The sequence below is a fragment of the Janthinobacterium sp. GL_088 genome (assembly GCF_057837845.1).
Window position 1 is genome coordinate 1813430 of record NZ_CM174453.1, and the last position, 18764, is coordinate 1832193.

Annotated in this window: 16 protein-coding genes; 10 read left to right on the top strand and 6 right to left on the bottom strand. The window is 64.1% G+C overall.

What is annotated here, in order from left to right; translation table 11 throughout:
- Positions 1-124 precede the first annotated feature (124 nt).
- Positions 125-442, bottom strand: coding sequence for a DUF4148 domain-containing protein (locus tag AC3IQ7_RS08255; RefSeq protein ID WP_099378918.1), 318 nt, complete (start codon positions 440-442; stop codon positions 125-127).
- A gap of 286 nt (positions 443-728) precedes the next feature.
- Here AC3IQ7_RS08255 and AC3IQ7_RS08260 point away from each other — a divergent pair, with 286 nt between their 5' ends.
- The 3 genes from AC3IQ7_RS08260 (at position 729) to AC3IQ7_RS08270 (ending at position 2010) form a co-directional block, all read left to right on the top strand.
- Entirely contained in the window at positions 729-1034 is a 306-nt protein-coding gene (locus tag AC3IQ7_RS08260; protein WP_489208941.1) for a hypothetical protein, read from the top strand.
- A gap of 96 nt (positions 1035-1130) precedes the next feature.
- Entirely contained in the window at positions 1131-1448 is a 318-nt protein-coding gene (locus tag AC3IQ7_RS08265) for a hypothetical protein (protein ID WP_099378920.1), read from the top strand.
- A 73-nt stretch (positions 1449-1521) separates the two neighbouring features.
- Positions 1522-2010 (top strand): DUF2244 domain-containing protein, encoded by a 489-nt coding sequence (locus AC3IQ7_RS08270; RefSeq protein WP_099378921.1) that lies wholly within the window; start codon positions 1522-1524, stop codon positions 2008-2010.
- 5 nt (positions 2011-2015) lie between these two features.
- On the opposite strand, the gene mgrA is transcribed toward AC3IQ7_RS08270, so the two are convergent.
- The gene (gene mgrA / locus AC3IQ7_RS08275) at positions 2016-3056 is read right to left on the bottom strand and encodes an L-glyceraldehyde 3-phosphate reductase (protein WP_322427608.1); all 1041 of its coding nucleotides are present in this window, start codon (positions 3054-3056) and stop codon (positions 2016-2018) included.
- Between the two features lie 121 nt (positions 3057-3177).
- Between mgrA and AC3IQ7_RS08280 the strand changes: the two genes are divergently transcribed.
- The gene (locus tag AC3IQ7_RS08280; RefSeq protein WP_489208944.1) at positions 3178-4758 is read left to right on the top strand and encodes a CYTH and CHAD domain-containing protein; all 1581 of its coding nucleotides are present in this window, start codon (positions 3178-3180) and stop codon (positions 4756-4758) included.
- Between the two features lie 110 nt (positions 4759-4868).
- On the opposite strand, the gene AC3IQ7_RS08285 is transcribed toward AC3IQ7_RS08280, so the two are convergent.
- The 4 genes from AC3IQ7_RS08285 to AC3IQ7_RS08300 all read right to left on the bottom strand — a co-directional run bounded on the left by AC3IQ7_RS08285 (position 4869) and on the right by AC3IQ7_RS08300 (position 10237).
- Positions 4869-5240 (bottom strand): lysozyme inhibitor LprI family protein, encoded by a 372-nt coding sequence (locus tag AC3IQ7_RS08285; RefSeq protein ID WP_322427610.1) that lies wholly within the window; start codon positions 5238-5240, stop codon positions 4869-4871.
- A gap of 115 nt (positions 5241-5355) precedes the next feature.
- The gene (locus AC3IQ7_RS08290; protein ID WP_489208947.1) at positions 5356-8328 is read right to left on the bottom strand and encodes a sensor histidine kinase; all 2973 of its coding nucleotides are present in this window, start codon (positions 8326-8328) and stop codon (positions 5356-5358) included.
- 125 nt (positions 8329-8453) lie between these two features.
- Positions 8454-9032, bottom strand: a complete 579-nt coding sequence (locus AC3IQ7_RS08295) for a superoxide dismutase (protein ID WP_099665109.1) — start codon at positions 9030-9032, stop codon at positions 8454-8456.
- A gap of 185 nt (positions 9033-9217) precedes the next feature.
- Positions 9218-10237 (bottom strand): LacI family DNA-binding transcriptional regulator, encoded by a 1020-nt coding sequence (locus AC3IQ7_RS08300; protein WP_099378926.1) that lies wholly within the window; start codon positions 10235-10237, stop codon positions 9218-9220.
- Positions 10238-10642: 405 nt separating this feature from the next.
- On the opposite strand from AC3IQ7_RS08300, the gene AC3IQ7_RS08305 reads away from it, so the two are divergent.
- From AC3IQ7_RS08305 to AC3IQ7_RS08330, 6 genes are all read left to right on the top strand, one after another.
- Complete coding sequence (locus AC3IQ7_RS08305) at positions 10643-11932, top strand: ABC transporter substrate-binding protein (RefSeq protein ID WP_322427612.1); 1290 nt, start codon at positions 10643-10645, stop codon at positions 11930-11932.
- Positions 11933-11939: 7 nt separating this feature from the next.
- Entirely contained in the window at positions 11940-12938 is a 999-nt protein-coding gene (locus tag AC3IQ7_RS08310) for a carbohydrate ABC transporter permease (protein ID WP_489208950.1), read from the top strand.
- Complete coding sequence (locus AC3IQ7_RS08315) at positions 12935-13753, top strand: carbohydrate ABC transporter permease (protein WP_034751746.1); 819 nt, start codon at positions 12935-12937, stop codon at positions 13751-13753. The genes AC3IQ7_RS08310 and AC3IQ7_RS08315 overlap by 4 nt, the downstream gene beginning before the upstream one ends.
- A 26-nt stretch (positions 13754-13779) precedes the next feature.
- A complete protein-coding gene (locus AC3IQ7_RS08320) occupies positions 13780-15147 on the top strand; it encodes a GH1 family beta-glucosidase (RefSeq protein WP_489208952.1) in 1368 nt (455 codons plus the stop codon).
- Between the two features lies 1 nt (position 15148).
- Positions 15149-16189, top strand: a complete 1041-nt coding sequence (locus AC3IQ7_RS08325) for an ABC transporter ATP-binding protein (RefSeq protein WP_219313082.1) — start codon at positions 15149-15151, stop codon at positions 16187-16189.
- A 107-nt stretch (positions 16190-16296) separates the two neighbouring features.
- Positions 16297-18759, top strand: coding sequence for a TonB-dependent receptor (locus AC3IQ7_RS08330; protein WP_322427616.1), 2463 nt, complete (start codon positions 16297-16299; stop codon positions 18757-18759).
- The last annotated feature ends 5 nt before the right edge of the window (positions 18760-18764 follow it).

The window sequence follows — 18764 nt, forward strand, 5'->3', positions numbered from 1 at the left end:
GGGACTCCGGGAAAGATCGTGTTGGGGGTGCTGCTGACAGCTCGCCGCGGTGAGCTTCGGGAGTGGCCCGAGTGCTGCGCCGCAACTGAGATGTGTTACTGACTGAAACCGGCTGACTGGTTTCTTATTTCACGACGTGTTTTGTCGTTTGCGCGACGTCAAAGTCCGCTTCCGTTTGCGGGATCAGGCCAGCCTTGCGGGCGGCGTAGAACTCGGCCATGACTTGTTCGCGCGTCACGTTGCTGGCGGCGGTGGCCGGCGTTTTCGGATAGTCGACTTCGCTGGTGGCGATTTCGCCGGCGTTGCGGGCACGGATGTATTCGGCCGTGACGTCAGCGCGCGTGAGTTGCTGGCTGGCAGCGGCAGGCGCGGTGCTTTGGGCGAAAGCCGAGGTGGCGGTGGTGATGGCAAACAATGCTGCGATGAGTGATTTGGCTTGCATGATAAGACTCCAAAATGTGCATGATGGCTGGGTGGATGGGCCGGATCGCCACGTACCGGTCGGTTCGTCGGCATGGCGCTGGTGGGCGCCGTGCCGCCGATGAAGCAGTTTCTGGATGAGAAGATGCTTACTTGAATTAACTATAGCAATGAATAGTACATTTGTGAAGTATTTTCTGAAAATAGTTGTGCGCCGCCGCATTTTCTCCTTGGAAAATGCCGTGCAGGCGTGCGCCGCCAGTCAGGCCAGGCGAGTAAGCTGGTTTTTTTGTGAATGGGAGATCGCCATGAACGGCAGCACACTCGATCCGGACAATTTGCCCGTCACGCCCGACGGCGTCCTGGGCAGCGGCCATGGCAAGGGCGCACTCGGCCCCAGCGACAGTTCCGACAGCGGCAGCGACATGCAGGGCGTGCCGGGCCAGGATGCGGAAGCACTGGACAACGACAGCGATGCGGCCGGTACGGGCGAGCGGGCCGGCGTGGAGCCGCGCAATACGGCGCCCGATGGCGGCGACATCGATGTCGATCATGTGGAAAGTCTGGCTCCCGTGCGGCCGGACGAGGGAGGCGATGGCGAATTGCCCTCATGAATTACCGCCTCTCCTGCGCCATCAGCGTAAAATGTGGGCAAGGCGGCGTGCGCGCCGCCATGGCCAGCCGGCCGGCACAGGATAGGATGTCAGAGGATGCAAACGCAGATGTCGGAAGAGAAAGAAAAAGACTTGATGTCGATGTACCGCGAGACGCGGCCGCGCGAGTTTTTTGGCGAAAAAAGTAACACCAATCACCTGGCCTGGAGTTTGCTGGTGGTTTTGCTGGCGCTGGCGTTCTGGCTCGTCGTGGCCCTGGCGGCTGCGGAAAACCAGCGCTACGCCCTGGAAATGAAGGTGTGCCAGGATCGCGTCTTCCCGGTGGAAATCGACACGTCTTGCCTGAAACAGGTCAAGTCGCGCGATCACTGGTGGCAGCACGTGGGTCACGCGCTGGTGCGCATGGGCGCCTGAGCCGGGCGCAATCTGGCTGAACCTGTGGCGGCGAGGGCCGCTGCGGTGATGGAGCGATAGTGCGGGAGGCGTCATGCCACGCGATCACTCGCGCGAGCAGCCGCAATGGCTGCTCGCGCGCCACAGTGCCTTGACGGCGCGCCAGTTGCTGCGCGCCTACGGCTTGCTGTGCCTGTTTTCCCTCGTCGTTGCCGCCGCCTTTGCATTGCGCGGCCTCTGGTACATCCCCGTTTTTTCGTTTGCCGAACTGGCCTTGGTGGCCTTCGCCCTGCTGCATTACCTGCGCCACGCGCGCGACTACGAACACATTGCCTTGCGCGACGGTGAGTTGATCATCGAACAGGTCAGTGCCGGGCATTGCCGGCGCCACCATTTTCATCCGTGGCGCACGCGCATCGATGTGCCGCAGTGGCCGCGCCAGTTGATACACATCAAGGATATCGGCGGTGGTGGAGCACACGTCGACGTCGGCGTGTTTGCCACGCCCGAACGGCGAAGGCAGGTGGCGCAGGAACTGCTGGCCCTGTTGCCACCGCCCCTGTCGCCGCCAGCGCCACCGTGATCGGCTTACACGGCCCGCGAAGGACCTTCCCACAGATTGATATGGCCTTCGCGCGCCTGCACGTCGATGGCGGCCAGCTCGTCGGCCGTGAACGACAATTGCTGCAGTGCGGCCACGTTTTCGCGGATTTGCGCGCTGCTGCTCGCGCCGATCAGGGTCGAGGTGACGCGGGGATCGCGCAACACCCAGGCCAGCGCCATCTGCGCCAGGGTTTGCCCCCGCTGGGCGGCGATCTGGTTCAGCGCGCGCACGCGGGCCAGGTTTTCCGCGCTCAGGTGTTTTTGCAGCAGCGAGCCGCCGCCGGGGCGGTTGACGCGGGCATCCTGCGGTACGCCATCGAGGTATTTGTCGCTCAGCAGTCCCTGCGCCAGCGCCGTGAACGTGATGCAACCCATGCCCTCCTGTTGCAAGGTATCGAGCAAGCCGTCTTCCTCGATCCAGCGGTTGAGCATGTTGTAGGCTGGCTGGTGGATCAGGCACGGCACTTTCCACTCTTTCAGCAGCTTGGCCGCTTCGGCCGTCTTTTGCGGAGAGTACGAGGACAGGCCCACGTACAGCGCCTTGCCCTGTTGCACGGCGGTGGCCAGCGCACCCATGGTTTCTTCCAGCGGCGTGTCGGCGTCGTAGCGGTGCGAGTAAAAGATGTCGACGTAATCGAGGCCCAGGCGTTGCAGGCTCTGGTCCAGGCTGGCCAGCACGTATTTGCGCGAACCGCCGCCCTGGCCGTACGGCCCCGGCCACATGTCCCAGCCCGCCTTGGTGGAAATGATCAGTTCATCGCGGTACGGTAGAAAATCGTCGCGTAGCAGCTTGCCGAAATTGCTTTCCGCGCTGCCATACGGCGGGCCGTAGTTGTTCGCCAGGTCGAAATGCGTGATGCCGAGGTCAAACGCCGTGCGCAGCATGTCGCGCTGGGAAGCGAGGCTGTTGCTGTCGCCAAAGTTGTGCCACAGTCCCAGCGACAGCAGCGGCAGTTTCAGCCCGCTGCGCCCGCAGGTGCGGTATGGCATGCTGTCGTAGCGGTTTTCGGCGGCGTGGTAGGTCATGGCATCTCCTGGTTGAATGAAGCGCCTATTTTCGCGCAAAATCAAGGCCGGTGTGCGTGCGCCTTGCGCGCGACCGGACGCGCCTTACAATGGGCGTTGAGGAGTCTCGCAAGGAGCGGTCATGGAAATCGAATTGAAATTGTTGCTGGCGCCGCAAGACGCCCCCCGCCTGCGCACGCACCCGTTGCTGGCGCAGACTACGCAAGGTGCGCCCCTGGTGCTGCAGATGCACGATATCTATGTCGATACGCCCGATTTGCAGCTGTGCCGCCACCAGGCAGGCTTGCGCGTGCGCCAGGTGGACGGGCGCTGGCTGCAAACCCTGAAGGCCGGCGGCAGCGTCAGCGGCGGCTTGCACAGCCGCCATGAATGGGAAGGCGAGGTGCCCGGGCCGCAACCGAACCTCGCCGCGCTCGATGCGGCCATCGGCCACAAGCAGCCCATCCGCGCGCTGCTGCGCCAGGACGCCATCCGCGACGCCTTGCAGCCCGTGTTTACCACGCGCATGGAGCGCACCGTATGGCAGTTGCGCACGCCGCAGGGCGACGAGATCGAATGCGTGCTGGACCAGGGTGTCATTGAACGCGGCGCGGACGGGGCCGATGGTGCCGATGGTGTCGTGCACAGCGTGCCCGTCAGCGAGATCGAGCTGGAGTTGAAGCAGGGGCAGGCCGCCAGCCTGTTCGACGTGGCGCTGGCCCTGCTGCAGGACGTGCCGCTGCAACTGGGCCACATGAGCAAGGCGGAGCGCGGCTACCGCCTCGCGGTGTCGCAGCCCCTGCGGGCGGTCAAGGCGCAGCCTTTGGCGCTGGACGCGGCGATGTCCGTGGAGCAGGTATTCCTGGCCATCGCCGGCAATTGCCTGGAGCAAGTCAGCGGCAACCAGGATGGCGTGGCGGCGGGCGAGGATGTGGAAAGCGTGCACCAGATGCGCGTGGGCCTGCGCCGTTTGCGCTCGGCGCTGGGCATGTTCAAGGCGCTGCTGGCCTTGCCGGACGCCTTGAAGGCTGAACTCGACTGGCTGGGCGGCGCGCTGGGCGAGGCGCGCGACTGGGATGTGTTGGCAGGCAATACCCTGGCGCAGCTCGATGGCGAGGCGGCCACGGATGCGGCGGCGCTGGCGGAGGCGGCGCACGCGCAGGCCCGCCTCAAGCACGTGCAAGCGGCCCAGGCCGTCACGTCGGCGCGCTACACGGCCTGCATGCTGGGCGTGCAGCGCTGGCTGCAGGCGCGCGCCTGGCGCGACAGCTGTTCTGCGCGGCAAGTGCGGCGCCTGGACGCGCACGTCTCGCCGTTTGCCCGCGCCACCCTGCGCAAGGATCAGCGCCGCCTGATGAAGCGCGGCAAGCGCCTGCTGCATGCCACGCCGCAGCAGCGCCACCGCGTGCGCATCGCGGCCAAGAAGACGCGCTATGCGACGGAATTTTTTGCCTCGCTGTTTGCCGCGCGCGCCGTGCAACCGTATGTGGGGCGGCTGTCCGTGCTGCAGGATGAGCTGGGCTGGCTCAACGATGTGCAGGTGGCCGACCGGCTGCTGCAGCAATTGCCCGAGGTTCAGGCTGACCAGTCCGCCCAGGACGGGCTGCGGCTGCACGCGGCTTTCGTGCGCGGCTACCTGGCGGCGCACGCACAGGCGCAGGGCAGCGATGGCAGCATGCGCAAGGCTTGGCGGCGCTTCAAGGCAGCCCGCTTGCCGGCCTGAGCCGTATTGGCGGTGGCGTGTGGCCCCGCCAGGCCAGCGGGCGTGGCAACTGGCGCTCAAGAATGGCCAGTTGCGACCGGTGCGGGGCGGCCATGGCGCGCAGCTTCAGCTCACAGTTTGCTGTTCTGGCAACCGGCGCTCACGCATTCGCGCACGCGGTCCTGCAAAAATTGCGCGCGTTCGATGGTGGTCTGGGTGGCGCAATCAAGGTTCACATAAAAGCCCGACGATTCGCGTTTGGAGCAATTCTGGTTGCGGTTGCTTATCCACGCCAGCTGGCCCGATTTCAGCTTTTGCTTGCCGCCGGCATCGAGCTGGGCGGCGAGTTTCTTGTAGTTGGCGTTGAGTTCCTTGTCCGCTTCCTGGTAGACCTTGTTGAGGCAATACAGGCCGTCGAAGTCGTTGCGCGGCGTGTCGCAGGCCGAGTTGGCGAAGGCGGAGCCGGAGGCGCAGAGCAGCAGGGCGAGCAGGTATTTTTTCATCGGGTGCTTTCAGAAAGTGGTGTGGCTGGATGGGCGAGCAAGGTATTGCTCTTGCGCATCGTACAACATTTTTCATCGAGGCCGCAGACGCTTGCGGGCGCGCCCGCCAGCGCCGTCAATAGGCCAGGCGGCCCGGCACGCTCACTTCGATCTGCGTGCCGGCGCCGGGGCGGCTGTCGATGCGCAGGCTGGCCTCGATGTTGGCGGCGCGCTCGCGCATGCCGACCAGGCCCCAGTGGCCGGGCCGCTGGCCTGTTTGCGCCACGGCGTCATCGAGGCCGCAGCCGTCGTCGCGCACGCGCAGCGTGAAGGCCTGTTCCGCATAGTCGAGTTCCAGCACGATGTTTGCCGCCTCGGCATAGCGCGAGGCGTTGAACAGCGCTTCGCGCGCGATGGCATAGATTTCGTCGTGCACGCGCGGCTGCAGGCGCCGGCAGGTGCCGCTGACATGCACCGTGAACGCGTGCGCGCGGTGCTCGGCCAGGCCCTTGCCGAATTGCTGCAGCGCGAGGCGCAGTTCGTCGGGTTCGGCCGAAGCGCGCAAGTCCATGATCTGGTCGCGCCCTTCGATCAGCAGCTGGTCGGCCAGGTTGAGCGTGCCATCGAGGCGCGCCCGTTCGCGCGTGCCCTTGGGCAGCATGTCCGCATGCGCATGGAACGACAGGATCAGGCCTTGCACGCTTTGCAGCAGGGTGTCGTGCAGCGAACGGGCGATGCGCGAGCGTTCGGCCAGGCGCTCCTGCAAGCGTTCCTGCAGCCGTTCCTGCATATTGCGCGTCAGGTGGCGGATGCGCAGCACATAGCCGCCATACAGCAGCAGCGCGGCGCCCAGCGCCAGCAGCACGATGAACCACGGCGTCTGCACGAAGGCGGGCGCGATGACGATGTCGAGCCCCGCTCCCTGCGTGTTCCACACGCCGTCTTCGTTGGCGGCCGTGACGTCGAAGCGGTAGCTGCCTGGCGCAAGATTGGTGTAGTACGCCTCGCGGCGTCCCACCGCTTCCTGCCAGCCCGCGTCGACGCCCGCCAGCTTGTAGCGCAGGCGTACGCGTTCCGGCATCGACAGGCTCAGGGCCGTGAAGCCGATCTGCAGGGACTTGCTGCCCTGCGGCAGGTGCAGAGGCTTGCCATCGTCCAGCGCATAACGCGCGCCATCGGCCAGCAAGCTGTGGATCTGCACGGGCGGCGCCAGGGCGTTGCGGCGGATATGCAGCGGGTCGAGCATGGCGATGGTGGCCGAGGTGGAAAACCACAGCTTGCCATCGGGCGCATGGATCAGCGACGGTACGGGGCGCAGCTGCGAGGCATGGCCCTGCAAGCCGTCGAGCGCGTCGAAGCGTTCCGAGGTGACGGCGCTGCCGTCCCGCATCCACGCGGCCAGGCTGGCGGCGGCGATATGGGCTATGCCATCCGCGCCGTGCAGCCACAGGTCGCCGTCCGGCAGGCGCACGATGCCCGACACGCCGCGAAACGCCGCGCCGTGCGCGCCGCGCAAGGTGTGGAAGCGGCCGGCGCGGTACAGGGCCACGCCGTTTTCGCCGCCGGCCCACATCGCGTCGCCATCGCGGTACAGCTGTAGCACGGTGCCCACTTGCAGGCCCTCGGGCGCGCCAAGCCGCCTGACGGCGCCTGCGCGCTGCCCCTCGGCCACCAGGCTGATGGTATTGTCGGCATGGCCCAGCCAGACGGTGCCGGCGCCATCGATCGCCATGGCCGTGGTCAGCACCGCCGGCAGGCCGGATAAACCGCCGTTCGTGATCCATTTTCCTTCGCCCAGGCGAAACAGCCCGCCGCCGGAAAACGAGGCCCACAGGGCGCCCGAGCGATCCTGCTGCAGCGCCTGCGGATCGAGTCCTTGCACGGGTGGCACCACGCGCGTCATGGCGCCATTGCGCGCGCGATGGTGCAGTTCCTGCTCGTTGCCCAGCCACAGCGTGCCATCGGGCGCCCAGTGGCTGGCCGCCAGCGCCCCTTTCAATACCACTTTTTTCACGCCGTCGGCCGAAAAGCTGCGCACGTCGCCCACGTAGTCGCCGATCCACACGTCGCCATCGGGCCCCGGCAGCATGCCGGGATGGTCGAAGGGTACGGCGACGGGCAAGGTTTGCAGGCGGTTCGGCCGCAGCCGGTCCAGTCCCGTCGACGTGCCAAACCACAGATTGCCTTCGCGGTCCTGGAACGAGGTTTGCGGCAGCGGGCCGCTGATGCCGTTCTGGCGCGTCAGGCGCTGGGCCGGCAGGCTGGGACCGGAAGGGTCGAACTTGCGCTCGATGCCGTCGGGCTGCATCAGCCACATGGTGCCGGCGCGGTCGAAGCGGAGGCTGTTGCCCCTGGCGTCGGGACGGATGAGTGCATCGCCGTGTGGCGCGCTGGTGCGCACGCGATAGTAATTGCTCTGGCTGTCGACGGCCCAGATGGCGCCATCGGGCGCTTCATCCATGCTGGTGAGCATGGTGCGCGGCCAGGCATGCGAAAAGCGCGTCTGGCCCGGCTTCCTGAAATACACGCCATGCATGGTGCCCATCCACTGCGTGCCATCGCGCCCGAACAGGATCTGGTACACGCGCTTGTTGGGCAGGCCCACGTTAGCGGCTTGTGCAACGAAGCGGTCCGCGCCAGGCGCCAGGCGCGCCGCGCCATCGCGCGTGCCGACCCAGATGGCGCCGTCGGGCGCTGCCTCGATATGGAACACGGCGCCCGACGGTAAGCCATCCGCTTCCCGGTAGGTGCGCGTGGCGCCCTGGCGAAAGACGCTGACGCCGCCGAGGCGGTAGCCGACCCACACGGCGCCGTCCTGCGGCGTGGCCAGGCCCAGCACATTGCTTGACGGTAAGCGGTGGCCATATACGCTGTCGACGCGCTCGAAGCGCACGCCATCGTAGCGGTACAAGCCGGTGGCCGTGGCGATCCACAGCCAGCCATCCTTGCCCTGGGCGAATTTCAACACATCGACGGGCGCGCCTTGCAGGGCGCCCCAGGCGTTGTGGGTATAGTCGGACAGCAGGGGCGATGGGGCGGCCGCGCATGCGTGCAGGTGGCACGCCAGCAGGGGCAGGATCAACAGGCGGCGCAGCAGGCGAGCGGACATCGGGGCAGAGGGAGATAGCGGTGGCGGGGCAGTGATTGTAGCGCAGCGCCGTGCTTTTCAGCAGGCGAAAAAAAGCCTGCGCGGGGCGGCGCAGGCTTCTTTCGCCCTACGTTGACAAGAGTCGCTTACGCGAAGTTCTTGGCAACGAAGTCCCAGTTGACCAAGCCCCAGAACGTTTCCACGTACTTGGCGCGCAGGTTGCGGTAGTCGATGTAGTAGGCGTGTTCCCAGACGTCGCAGGTCAGCAGCGGCTTGTCGCCGGTGGTCAGCGGGCAGCCGGCGTTCGAGGTGTTGACGATGTCAACGGAGCCGTCGGCTTTTTGCACCAGCCAGGTCCAGCCCGAACCGAAGTTGCCCACGCACGACTTGGTGAATTCTTCCTTGAACTTGTCGAACGACGACCATTTGGCGTTGATCGCGTCAGCCACGGCACCGGCAGGTGCGCCGCCGCCGGCCGGCTTCATGCCGTTCCAGTAGAAGGTGTGGTTCCATACTTGCGCTGCATTGTTGAAGATGCCGCCCGACGATTTCTTGATGATGTCTTCCAGCGACAGGTTCTCGAACTCGGTACCCTTGATCAGGTTGTTCAAGTTGGTGACATACGCCTGGTGATGCTTGGCATAGTGGTATTCCAGGGTTTCTTTCGAAATATGCGGCGCCAGAGCGTCCATTTCATACGGCAGTGGTGGCAGAGTATGTTCCATGTGATGTCCCTTTGTGGTGAGTGTTCGGAGTCTTCCAGCCTGCGGCCGGAGGGTTGAGCCAAGCTTGCTTGAAGCAAGCATTCTTGCTGAACGAGCCACTATTGTAAAGCGGATGCGCCATTGCTGCAGATTCCCGCACGCGTTGCGGATGCTGTTTGCGTAGTGATTCTCGTTTAGCGCCAAGCCTAGCGAACACGCCGGGTGGTTTCCCTGACGATCAGTTCCAAAGGCGGTATCGCCGCCTGCACGGCTTCGCCATTGATCAGCCCCAGCAGCGCTTCCGTGGCGATGCGGCCGATGTCGTACAGAGGCTGGTGGATGGTCGTCAGCGGCGGCGTCGTGTAGGACGAGCCGGGCAAGTCATCGAAACCGACGAGCGAGATATCGTCGGGCACGCGGATGCCCTTGCGGTACAGGCACAGGCGCACGCCGTAGGCGGACAGGTCATTGGCGGCGAAGACGGCGCTGAATTGCTGCTGCGTATCGAACAAATGGTTCATGGCCAGCATCCCGCTTGCCTCGTGGAAATCACCTTCCACCATCAGCTTCGGATCGATGGCGATGTCCGCTTCGCGCAGCGCGCGCTGGTAGCCCGTCAGGCGCTCGGCCGCATCCGTGTTGTTGGCGGGGCCGGCCACGAACGCGATGCGGCGGTGGCCCAGTTCCACCAGGTGGCGCACGGCCAGGTAGGCGCCGTATTCGTTGTCGAGCTTGAAGCCGATGGCGCTTTTCGTGGCCAGCAGGCGGCCCGTCGAGACGATGGGGCGCTGCTGCGAGAAATCGAGCACGCTCTCGTCCGAGATGCGTCCCGACAGCAGGATGATGCCGTCGACCTTCCTTGCCAGCAGCAAACGGATGCGGTCGGCCTCTTCCTGTGCATTCCAGTGACCGCTGACGATGACGGAGGCATAGCCCGTGTCTTTCAAGCCATCGTCCACGCCGCGCAGGCTTTCGTCGAAGAAGGGGCTGGAAATATCCTGCACCACGATGCCGATGGTCATCGAGCGGCCTTTTTTCAGACCTTGCGCCATCTGGTTCGGCGCGAATTTCATGTGCGCAATGGCGGCCAGCACGGCGTCGCGCTTGTCATCGGACACTTTGGCCGTGCCATTGAGGATGCGCGAGACGGTACTGGGCGACACGCCGGCCTGGCGGGCCACGTCGAGCAGGGTGGAAGGGGGAGCAGCGTGGGCGCTATCGTTCAAGGTGATTCCTGGGTATCAAGATGGCTGGTTGTCAGTGCTCTGAAAACCTTTTCATCGAAAGATTACCATAAATGCCCAAAGGGCCGCAGGTCGGGTTAGCCCTGCGGGCGTAACCCGACATATTGTTGGCCGTGCACGTCGGGTTACGCGCTTGCGCACTTCGGCGGCCCCGCTAATCCGGCCTATGCTTGAAAACGTTTTCACAAAAAACAACAGCATCTTGAAATGGCGGTTTTTTGTGCTTTTTCATAGGGGGACACGCGCCATGTCATCCATCTCGCCACGCTGCCATCAATAAAAATGACAACTTTTTCGGTTGACTTGATTTTCTTTGCGGTGTTAAATGGATACATGTTGTGAAAACGTTTTCAAGATAGAAGACGCTCAATAAACGGAGATGAAATAATGAAGTCAAGCATTCTTGGCGCCGCCCCGCTGGCAGCGCTGACCCTGTCGTTTGGTGTGGCCGCTGCACCCGCAGCCGTCCCGCCGGCTGCAGCCCTGCCTGCGCTGGCCCCGGCCACGATTACCGTCGCCTCGTTTCCCGACCTGGACCGCGCCGTCAAGACGGCCTTGCCCCTGTGGGAAAAACTCTACCCGCAAGTGAAGGTCAAGCTGGTCAGCCTGCAGATCGACGACCACCATAACTCGATGACGACGGCGCTGGCGGCCGGCGCGCGCCTGCCCGACGTGATGGCCATCGACTTCCGCTATGTCGGCAGCTTTGCCGAATCGAAGGGCATGGAAGATTTGCTGCAGCCGCCCTACGGGGCAGGGCAGTACCGCGCCCAGTTCGTGCCATTCACCTTCGTGCAGGCGACCAGTTCGCGCGGCACCCTGGGCGCCATGCCGGCCGACCTGGGACCGGGCACCCTGTTCTACCGCAAGGACTTGATGGACAAGGCGGGCATCAAGGAAAGCGACCTGACGCAATCGTGGGAATCGTATATCGCCGCCGGCAAGAAGCTCAAGGCCGCCACCGGCACCTATCTGCTGGCCGGCGCCAGCGACCTGGCCGACATTTATATACGCGCCAATCTGAAAGATGGCGAAGGCATCTATTTTGGCGACAAGGGACAGGTGCTGGTCGACTCGCCCCGCTTCGTCAAGGCCTTCGAGCTGGCGAAGGCGGCGCGGGTGGCCGGCATCGATGCGCGAACGGTGGCCTGGACGGGCGAGTGGGCCGAAGGCTTCAAACGCGACAAAGTGGCCAGCCAGATGATGGGTTCCTGGCTCAGCGGCCACCTGGCCAAGTGGCTGGCACCCGACTCCAAAGGCCAGTGGCGCGCGGCGAACCTGCCGGCCGGCGCGCTGGCGTCGTATGGCGGCTCCTTTTACGGCATCCCGAAAAAGGCCAGCAACAAGGTCCAAGCCTGGGAATTCATCAAGTTCATGACCGTCAACAAGGATATCCAGCTGCACTCGCTGAAAGAGATCGGCGCCTTCCCGGCCCTCAAGGCAGCGTATGCGGACCCGATGATGGACGAGCCGCAGCCGTATTTCGGCGGCCAGAAGACGCGTTTGCTGGCACGCGACACGGCGGCGAAAATTCCCGTCATCCGCGTCGACAAGTTCGACGCCGTGGCGCGCGACATCGTCAACATGGAACTGGAAAGCGTGCTGGCGCAAAACAAGGATATCAAGACGGCGCTGGCCGACGCCAAGGCCCTGATCACCCACCGCGCGCGGCGCTAGGAGCAGCATGACTACCTCCATGCCTTGTACCGAGGGCGCGCCCGCTGCTGCTGCAGCGCGGCCCGCCAAAAAACGCTACAACATGAAGCAATGGGCGCCGTACATCTTCATCAGCCCCTTCTTCATTTTGTTCGCCGTCTTCAGCCTGTTTCCGCTGCTGTTTTCCATCTATTTGTCGTTCAACCAGTGGGAAGCAGCCAGCGGCGTGGAAGCCATGCAGTGGGTGGGGCTGGATAACTACAAGTACGCCTTGAGCGATCCGTGGTTCTTGCGCTCGCTGGGCAATACCATCTGGCTGGCGCTGGCCTCGGGCGTGCCGCAGCACCTGGTGGCCATTCCACTGGCGGCCTTCATCCACAACAGCTTCAAGCGCTCGCGCAACCTGGTGATCGGCATTTACTTTTTACCGTTCATCACGTCCAGCGTGGCCATCGCCATGGTCTTCAATACGCTGTTTTCGCGCGACTATGGCCAGATCAATGTGCTGATCCAATGGTGCGCCAGCCTGCCGCTGGTGGGCGGCTTGTTCCCCGCCGAATCGATCGACTGGCTGGGCAGCTCGCTGTTCATCAAGCCGGCCGTCGCTTTCGTGATTTTCTGGCGCTACCTGGGCTGGAACCTGGTGCTGTATCTGTCCGCGCTGCAGGTGATCCCGAAGGATCTGTACGAGGCGGCCACCATCGACGGCGCCTCGAAACGCCAGCAGTTCTGGTACATCACCCTGCCGCAGCTGCGGCCCATGATCTACCTGGCCGTGACACTCACCATCATGGGCAATCTGCAGCTATTCGAGGAACCGTTCGTGCTGGTGGCCGAATCGAGCGGCGTGAGCCAGTCCGTGATGACGACGGCCATCTTCGTCTACAAGACGGCGTTTTCCTCGGGCGACTTCGGCACGGCGTCGGCCATTTCCTGGCTGCTGTTTTTGATCATCGCCAGCACCACTTGGGTCAACAACCGCATTTTCAGCCGCAATGAACGCAATGAGCGCAAGGAGGTCCGATGAAAACCACCCGCTGGACGGCCTACGCCATGGTGGCCATCGGCGCCCTGATCATGGTCGCGCCGTTCTACTTCATGTTCGTCTTCGCCACGCATACGAGCGCCGAGATCTACAGCCTGCCGCCGCCGCGCTGGTTCGGCACGGCCCTGCTCAACAACCTGGAATTGCTGCAGGAGCGCCTGCCGTTCTGGCGCAATATCGGCATCAGCCTGTACGTGGCCCTGATGACGACGGCGCTGACCTTGTTCTTTTGCTCGCTGGGCGGCTATGCCTTCGCCATGTACGAGTTCCGCTTCAAGCGGCCCTTGTTTACCCTGGTGATGGCGTCGATGATCATCCCCTCGTTCATGAACATGATTCCGACCTTCATGCTGATGGATTTCCTCGGCTGGCTGGACCAGCCGCGCGCCTTGTACGTGCCGGGAGCGGCCGGCGCGCTGGGCATTTTCCTGATGCGCCAGTACATCGGCACGGCGATACCAAAGGACCTGATCGAGGCGGCGCGCATCGACGGCTGCGGCGAATTCGCCATCTACTGGCGGGTCGTGCTGCCGCTGATCGGCCCTGCCATGGGGACCCTGGGCCTGATCACCTTCATCAACTCGTGGAACAATTTCATCACGCCGCTGGTCGTCATGCGCTCGGTCGAGAACTACACGATCCCGTTGGCCCTGCGCAGCATGCAGGCGCCGAACAACACGGAGTGGGGCGCGCTGATGACGGGCGCCGCGATTGCCGTGCTGCCGCTGCTGCTGATGTTTTTTGTTGCCTCCAAGCGCCTGATCGAGGGCCTCACGCAAGGCGCCGTCAAAGGCTAGCACTCTCTTAATCCACTCACACTGACATGACCACCATGCATAACGACGACACCGATACCAACTTTCCCGCCACCTTCACCTGGGGCGTGGCCACCAGCGCCTACCAGATCGAGGGCGCCGCCGCCATCGATGGTCGCGGCCCATCCATCTGGGATACCTTCAGCCACACGGATGGCAAGATCATCGACGGCAGCAATGGCGACGTGGCCTGCGACCACTATCACCGCTACTTTGATGACGTGGAGCTGATCGCCAGCCTGGGCGTCAACACCTACCGCTTTTCCATGTCCTGGTCGCGCGTGCAGCCGACGGGTTCCGGCGCCTGGAACGAGGCCGGCTTCGACTTTTATGGGCGTTTGCTCGACGCCCTGGCTGCCAAGGGGCTCGATGCGCACCTGACCCTGTACCACTGGGACTTGCCGCAAGCCTTGCAGGACGAGGGCGGCTGGCTCAATCGCGCCACCTGCTACCACTTCGCCGCCTACGCTGCCGAAGTGGCGCGCCGCTTTGGCCACAAGGTCGCCAGCATCGCCACCCATAACGAACCGTGGTGCACGGCCGTGCTGGGCCACGGCACGGGCCAGTTCGCCCCCGGCATGGCCGACCCGGCCGCCGCCGTGCAAGTGTCGCACCATCTGCTGCTGTCGCACGGCCTGGCCATGCAAGCGATGCGCACAGTGAACGCGCCGGCGAAGCTGGGCATCGTGCTCAATCAATGGACGGCCACGCCGGCCACCGACAGCGCCCAGGACCGGGAGCTGGCCGAGCTTGAATATGCGCGCTCGGTGCAGTGGTATATGGACGCCATCTTCAAGGGCCGCTACCCGGCCCTGGCTCTGAAACACGTCGACGCTTCTGCTTTATCCATCTTTGAAAACGATTTCATGGATATTAAACAGCCCATCGATTTCCTCGGCGTGAACTACTACACGCGCGCTTTCATGAGCGCCGAGACGCCGCCGCGCAAGCCGGAATGCAAGCTCGGTGTCAACGACATGGGCTGGGAAACCTATCCGCAAGGCTTGACGGAACTGCTGGTTGGCCTGCACCGCGAATACCGTCTGCCGCCCGTCTACATCACGGAAAACGGCATGGCCGTGGCCGACAAGCCCGTCGACGGCAAGATCCATGACGCGCCGCGCATCGAGTACGTGCAGTTGCACCTGGACGCCTTGCGCGCCGTGATCGCGCAGGGCATCGACGTGCGCGGTTATTTCTACTGGAGCCTGATGGATAACTTCGAATGGAACTCCGGCTACGCCAAGCGCTTCGGCATGTTGTACGTCGACTACGCCACGCAACAACGCAGCTTCAAGGACAGCGCCCTGTGGTACCGCGACTTCATCGCCGCCCAGCGCGCATCCCACGCCGCTGTCCTGGTGGAGGCGCACTGACATGGCCGCCATTTCCCTGCGCGGCATCCGCAAGACCTACGGCGACGGCCCGGAAATCGTCAAGGGCCTGGACCTCGATATCCACGACGGCGAATTCATGGTCTTCGTCGGGCCGTCCGGTTGCGGCAAGTCGACCCTGCTGCGCATGATCGCGGGACTGGAAGACATCAGCGCGGGCCAGCTGCGCATCGGCGACTTGCTGGCCAATGACGTGGCGCCGGCCGAGCGGGGCATCGCCATGGTCTTCCAGAGCTACGCCCTGTATCCGCACATGACGGCGCGCGACAACATGGGCTTTGCCTTGAAACTGGCGGGCAAGCCGGAAGCGGAAGTGCGCGCGGCCGTCGGCAAGGTGGCCGAGATTTTGCAGATCACGCACCTGCTCGACCGCAAACCCAAGGCCTTGTCGGGCGGCGAGCGCCAGCGCGTGGCCATCGGCCGCTCCATCGTGCGCCAGCCCAAGGTATTCCTTTTTGACGAGCCTTTGTCCAACCTCGACGCCTCCTTGCGGGTGCAGACGCGCATCGAGCTGGCCAAGCTGCACCAGGAACTGGGCACAACCATGATTTACGTCACCCACGACCAGGTCGAGGCCATGACCCTCGGCGACAGGGTCGCCGTCTTCCATGGCGGCCACCTGGAGCAGGTAGGCGCGCCCCTGGACCTGTACCGCCATCCGGCCAGCCAGTTCGTGGCAGGCTTCATCGGCGCTCTGCGCATGAATTTTTTGCCGTGCGCCGCCGTCCCCGCGCTGGCCAGCCAGCTTGGCGGCGAGGCGGGCATGCTGGTCGGCATACGCCCGGAACACCTGCGCCTGGTGCCGCGCCACGAAGGCTATGGCGCCACGGTGACCCTGATCGAGCAGCTGGGCGATGCGCAGATCATCCACGCGACCCTCGATAACAGTCCGCATGCGGTGGCCATCAAGCTGCACGGCGAGGCGCGCCACGCGCTGGCGCAGGGCAGCGCCATCGGCTTCGCGCCGGAAGAGGGCCATGCCTTTCTATTTGACACGGCCGGGCGCGCCGTGGCTACCCATTGACCCCGCACGGAGGCGACATGACTTCAGATTGACACCCAAAAAATGTGCAGCAATAGCCAAAGAGCTATGTGATCATCAATCAACCAGCGGTACAGGAGACAACAACAATGCAACAGCTCAAACGCAACACCATCGCCCTCAGTCTGGCGCATGCGACCTTCGCCCAGTTCATCTTGCTGGGCAGCGGCGCCGCCATGGCCCAGGATTCGGCCAGCACCACGCCAGTCACGGACGCGGCAAAACCGGCCGCCGAACAGATGGACCGCATCGTCGTCACGGCCACGCGCCGCAATACCTTCGTGCAGGAGACGCCGCTGGCCGTCACCGCCTTCAACCAGGACACGCTGCAAAACAACCAGGTCAAGGATCTGGCATCGCTGGCCACCATGGTGCCGAGCCTCGTCGTCGAGCAGCATGGCGACTCGGGTGGCGTGCACGTCTACATGCGCGGCGTCGGTTCGGCCAATCACACGGAGCTGGGCGACCCGGCCGTCGCCTTTTATGTCGACGGCGTGTATTCGCCGCGTCCCCAGGGCGCCACGGCGCTGATGTATGACCTGTCCCACGTCGAGGTAGCGCGCGGACCGCAGGGCACTTTAAATGGCCGCAATTCGACGGCCGGCGCCGTCAACCTCGTCTCGGCCGCGCCAAGCACGGCGAAGTTCATGGGCTCGGCCGGCATCACCGTGGGCGACAAGCGCCATCTGCAGACGCAGGGCATGATCAATATCCCGTTTTCCGACGACGTGGCGCTGCGCATCGCGGCCATCAAGGATAGCCATGACGGCACGGTGGACTTCCGCCGCGGCTCGAACGTCATGCCGGGCACGGCCAAGTATGGCGCCGGCGACCAGATGGGCGTGCGCGCCTCGCTGCTGTGGAAGTTCACGCCGCAGCTGCGCGGCACCTTCATCGCCGACTATTTCCTCGACCAGGGTGCCGGCAACGTCTACCTGGCGGCAGAACCGAAGCCGGGCGAGAAGCTGCGTTCGGCACTGATCGACACGCCGGGCACCCTGGACCAGTCGATTCTGACCTACAAGGGCAAGCTCAATTACAAGCCGACGGACGCGCTGGACTTCACGTACCTGGGCAGTTGGAGCCGCTACAAGCGCCAGAACAGCAACGATTCCGATGCGGGCCTGTTCCCCGGCTTCAAATCGGAAAACCGCACCGACTGGGCGCAGTTCGACAGCTATTCGCACGAGCTGCAGGCGCGCTCGGACGACGATGCGCCGTTCCAGTGGGTGGCCGGCCTGTTCCTGTTCAACGAAAAGAACAAGGTGCGCTTCGATATCGACCGCAGCCAGATTTCGCAGGCCGCCGTGCAGCAGGATATCGCCAACGGCGCCGTGATCTTCGTGCAGCCGACCGTGGGCCAGTACGCCTCGTCGATGTCCTTCATCCAGGGCGACCGCCAGCTCAAATCGAAGGCCGTATTCGGCCAGGTCAGCCAGCAAGTGACCGATACACTTAAGCTGACGGCCGGCGCGCGCTACACGAAAGACCACAAATTCGACATCGGCGGCCAGAATTGGGCCTGCCCGAACTGGCCCGCGAATACGCCGTTGGGCACCACCGTGCTCACTGCCGACCAGCTGCGCCAGCTGGTCACGCCCGGCACGGGCCTGGCCAACACGCACAATATCGGCCCTGGCGGCGCCATCACGGCCGCCACCTGCGGCAATACGCCAGGCGACAACACGGCCGACCTGAAATACGGCCAGGCCACCTGGCTGGGTCGCATCGAGTACAAGCTGCGCTCCGATATCCTGCTGTTCGGCTCCGTGACGACGGGCTTCCATTCGCCAGCCATCGGCGACGGCGGCGCCACCACCAAGCCGGAAAAGCTGACCAGCTATGAAATCGGCTTCAAGTCCGACCTGCTGAACCGTGAACTGACCCTGAACCTCGATGCGTTTTTGATGAAGTACAAGGACAAGCTCGAATCGCAGGTGGTCAACAGTGTGCTGGCCAACTTCAACGCGGCCGGCGCCACCGTCAAGGGGCTGGAAGCGGAATGGGTGTGGCGGCCAACGAAGGTCGACCGCCTGACGGGCAACGCCACCTGGCTCAAAGCCGTGTACGACGACTTCATGTCGTGCGACGTCGATGCGGCGCGTGCGAATGGCCAGTCCTGCGGTTCGACGGCGCCACTGGTGAACGTGGGCGGCAGCACCATGAAGCATGCACCGAAGTTTTCCACGACCGTCCAGTACGAGCATGATTTCAGTGTCGCCGGCGGCCAGCTCACGCCGCGCGCGTCGGTGCACTATGAAACCATGTCGTATGTGGGCGCGGGCGCGTTCAACGGCGACGTGCCGGGCCATGCCGGCGTCAAGCGCCAGGAAGCCTACACGACCCTGGACCTGAGCCTGCGCTTCCAGCCGGCGAACAAGGCGTACACGGTCGAAGCGTTCGTGCAGAACGCCACCGACAAGGCCGTCAAGCTGGACGTCAATGAAATCTGCACGGACGTCGGCATGCCATGCCAGCCGACGCAGCAGATCTACGGCGCCTTCTACAACGCGCCGCGCACCTTTGGCGCGCGCGTGTCGATGAAGTTTTAATCAGG

What these genes read in the sequence shown, in the direction of transcription:
- AC3IQ7_RS08295 (WP_099665109.1), bottom strand. Translation starts at nt 9,032, where the DNA reads ATGGAACATACTCTGCCACCACTGCCGTATGAAATGGACGCTCTGGCG.
- AC3IQ7_RS08315 (WP_034751746.1), top strand. Translation starts at nt 12,935, where the DNA reads ATGAAAACCACCCGCTGGACGGCCTACGCCATGGTGGCCATCGGCGCC.
- AC3IQ7_RS08330 (WP_322427616.1), top strand. Translation starts at nt 16,297, where the DNA reads ATGCAACAGCTCAAACGCAACACCATCGCCCTCAGTCTGGCGCATGCG.
- AC3IQ7_RS08285 (WP_322427610.1), bottom strand. Translation starts at nt 5,240, where the DNA reads ATGAAAAAATACCTGCTCGCCCTGCTGCTCTGCGCCTCCGGCTCCGCC.
- AC3IQ7_RS08270 (WP_099378921.1), top strand. Translation starts at nt 1,522, where the DNA reads ATGCCACGCGATCACTCGCGCGAGCAGCCGCAATGGCTGCTCGCGCGC.
- AC3IQ7_RS08325 (WP_219313082.1), top strand. Translation starts at nt 15,149, where the DNA reads ATGGCCGCCATTTCCCTGCGCGGCATCCGCAAGACCTACGGCGACGGC.
- AC3IQ7_RS08305 (WP_322427612.1), top strand. Translation starts at nt 10,643, where the DNA reads ATGAAGTCAAGCATTCTTGGCGCCGCCCCGCTGGCAGCGCTGACCCTG.
- AC3IQ7_RS08320 (WP_489208952.1), top strand. Translation starts at nt 13,780, where the DNA reads ATGACCACCATGCATAACGACGACACCGATACCAACTTTCCCGCCACC.
- AC3IQ7_RS08260 (WP_489208941.1), top strand. Translation starts at nt 729, where the DNA reads ATGAACGGCAGCACACTCGATCCGGACAATTTGCCCGTCACGCCCGAC.
- AC3IQ7_RS08290 (WP_489208947.1), bottom strand. Translation starts at nt 8,328, where the DNA reads ATGTCCGCTCGCCTGCTGCGCCGCCTGTTGATCCTGCCCCTGCTGGCG.
- mgrA (WP_322427608.1), bottom strand. Translation starts at nt 3,056, where the DNA reads ATGACCTACCACGCCGCCGAAAACCGCTACGACAGCATGCCATACCGC.
- AC3IQ7_RS08310 (WP_489208950.1), top strand. Translation starts at nt 11,940, where the DNA reads ATGACTACCTCCATGCCTTGTACCGAGGGCGCGCCCGCTGCTGCTGCA.
- AC3IQ7_RS08280 (WP_489208944.1), top strand. Translation starts at nt 3,178, where the DNA reads ATGGAAATCGAATTGAAATTGTTGCTGGCGCCGCAAGACGCCCCCCGC.
- AC3IQ7_RS08255 (WP_099378918.1), bottom strand. Translation starts at nt 442, where the DNA reads ATGCAAGCCAAATCACTCATCGCAGCATTGTTTGCCATCACCACCGCC.
- AC3IQ7_RS08265 (WP_099378920.1), top strand. Translation starts at nt 1,131, where the DNA reads ATGCAAACGCAGATGTCGGAAGAGAAAGAAAAAGACTTGATGTCGATG.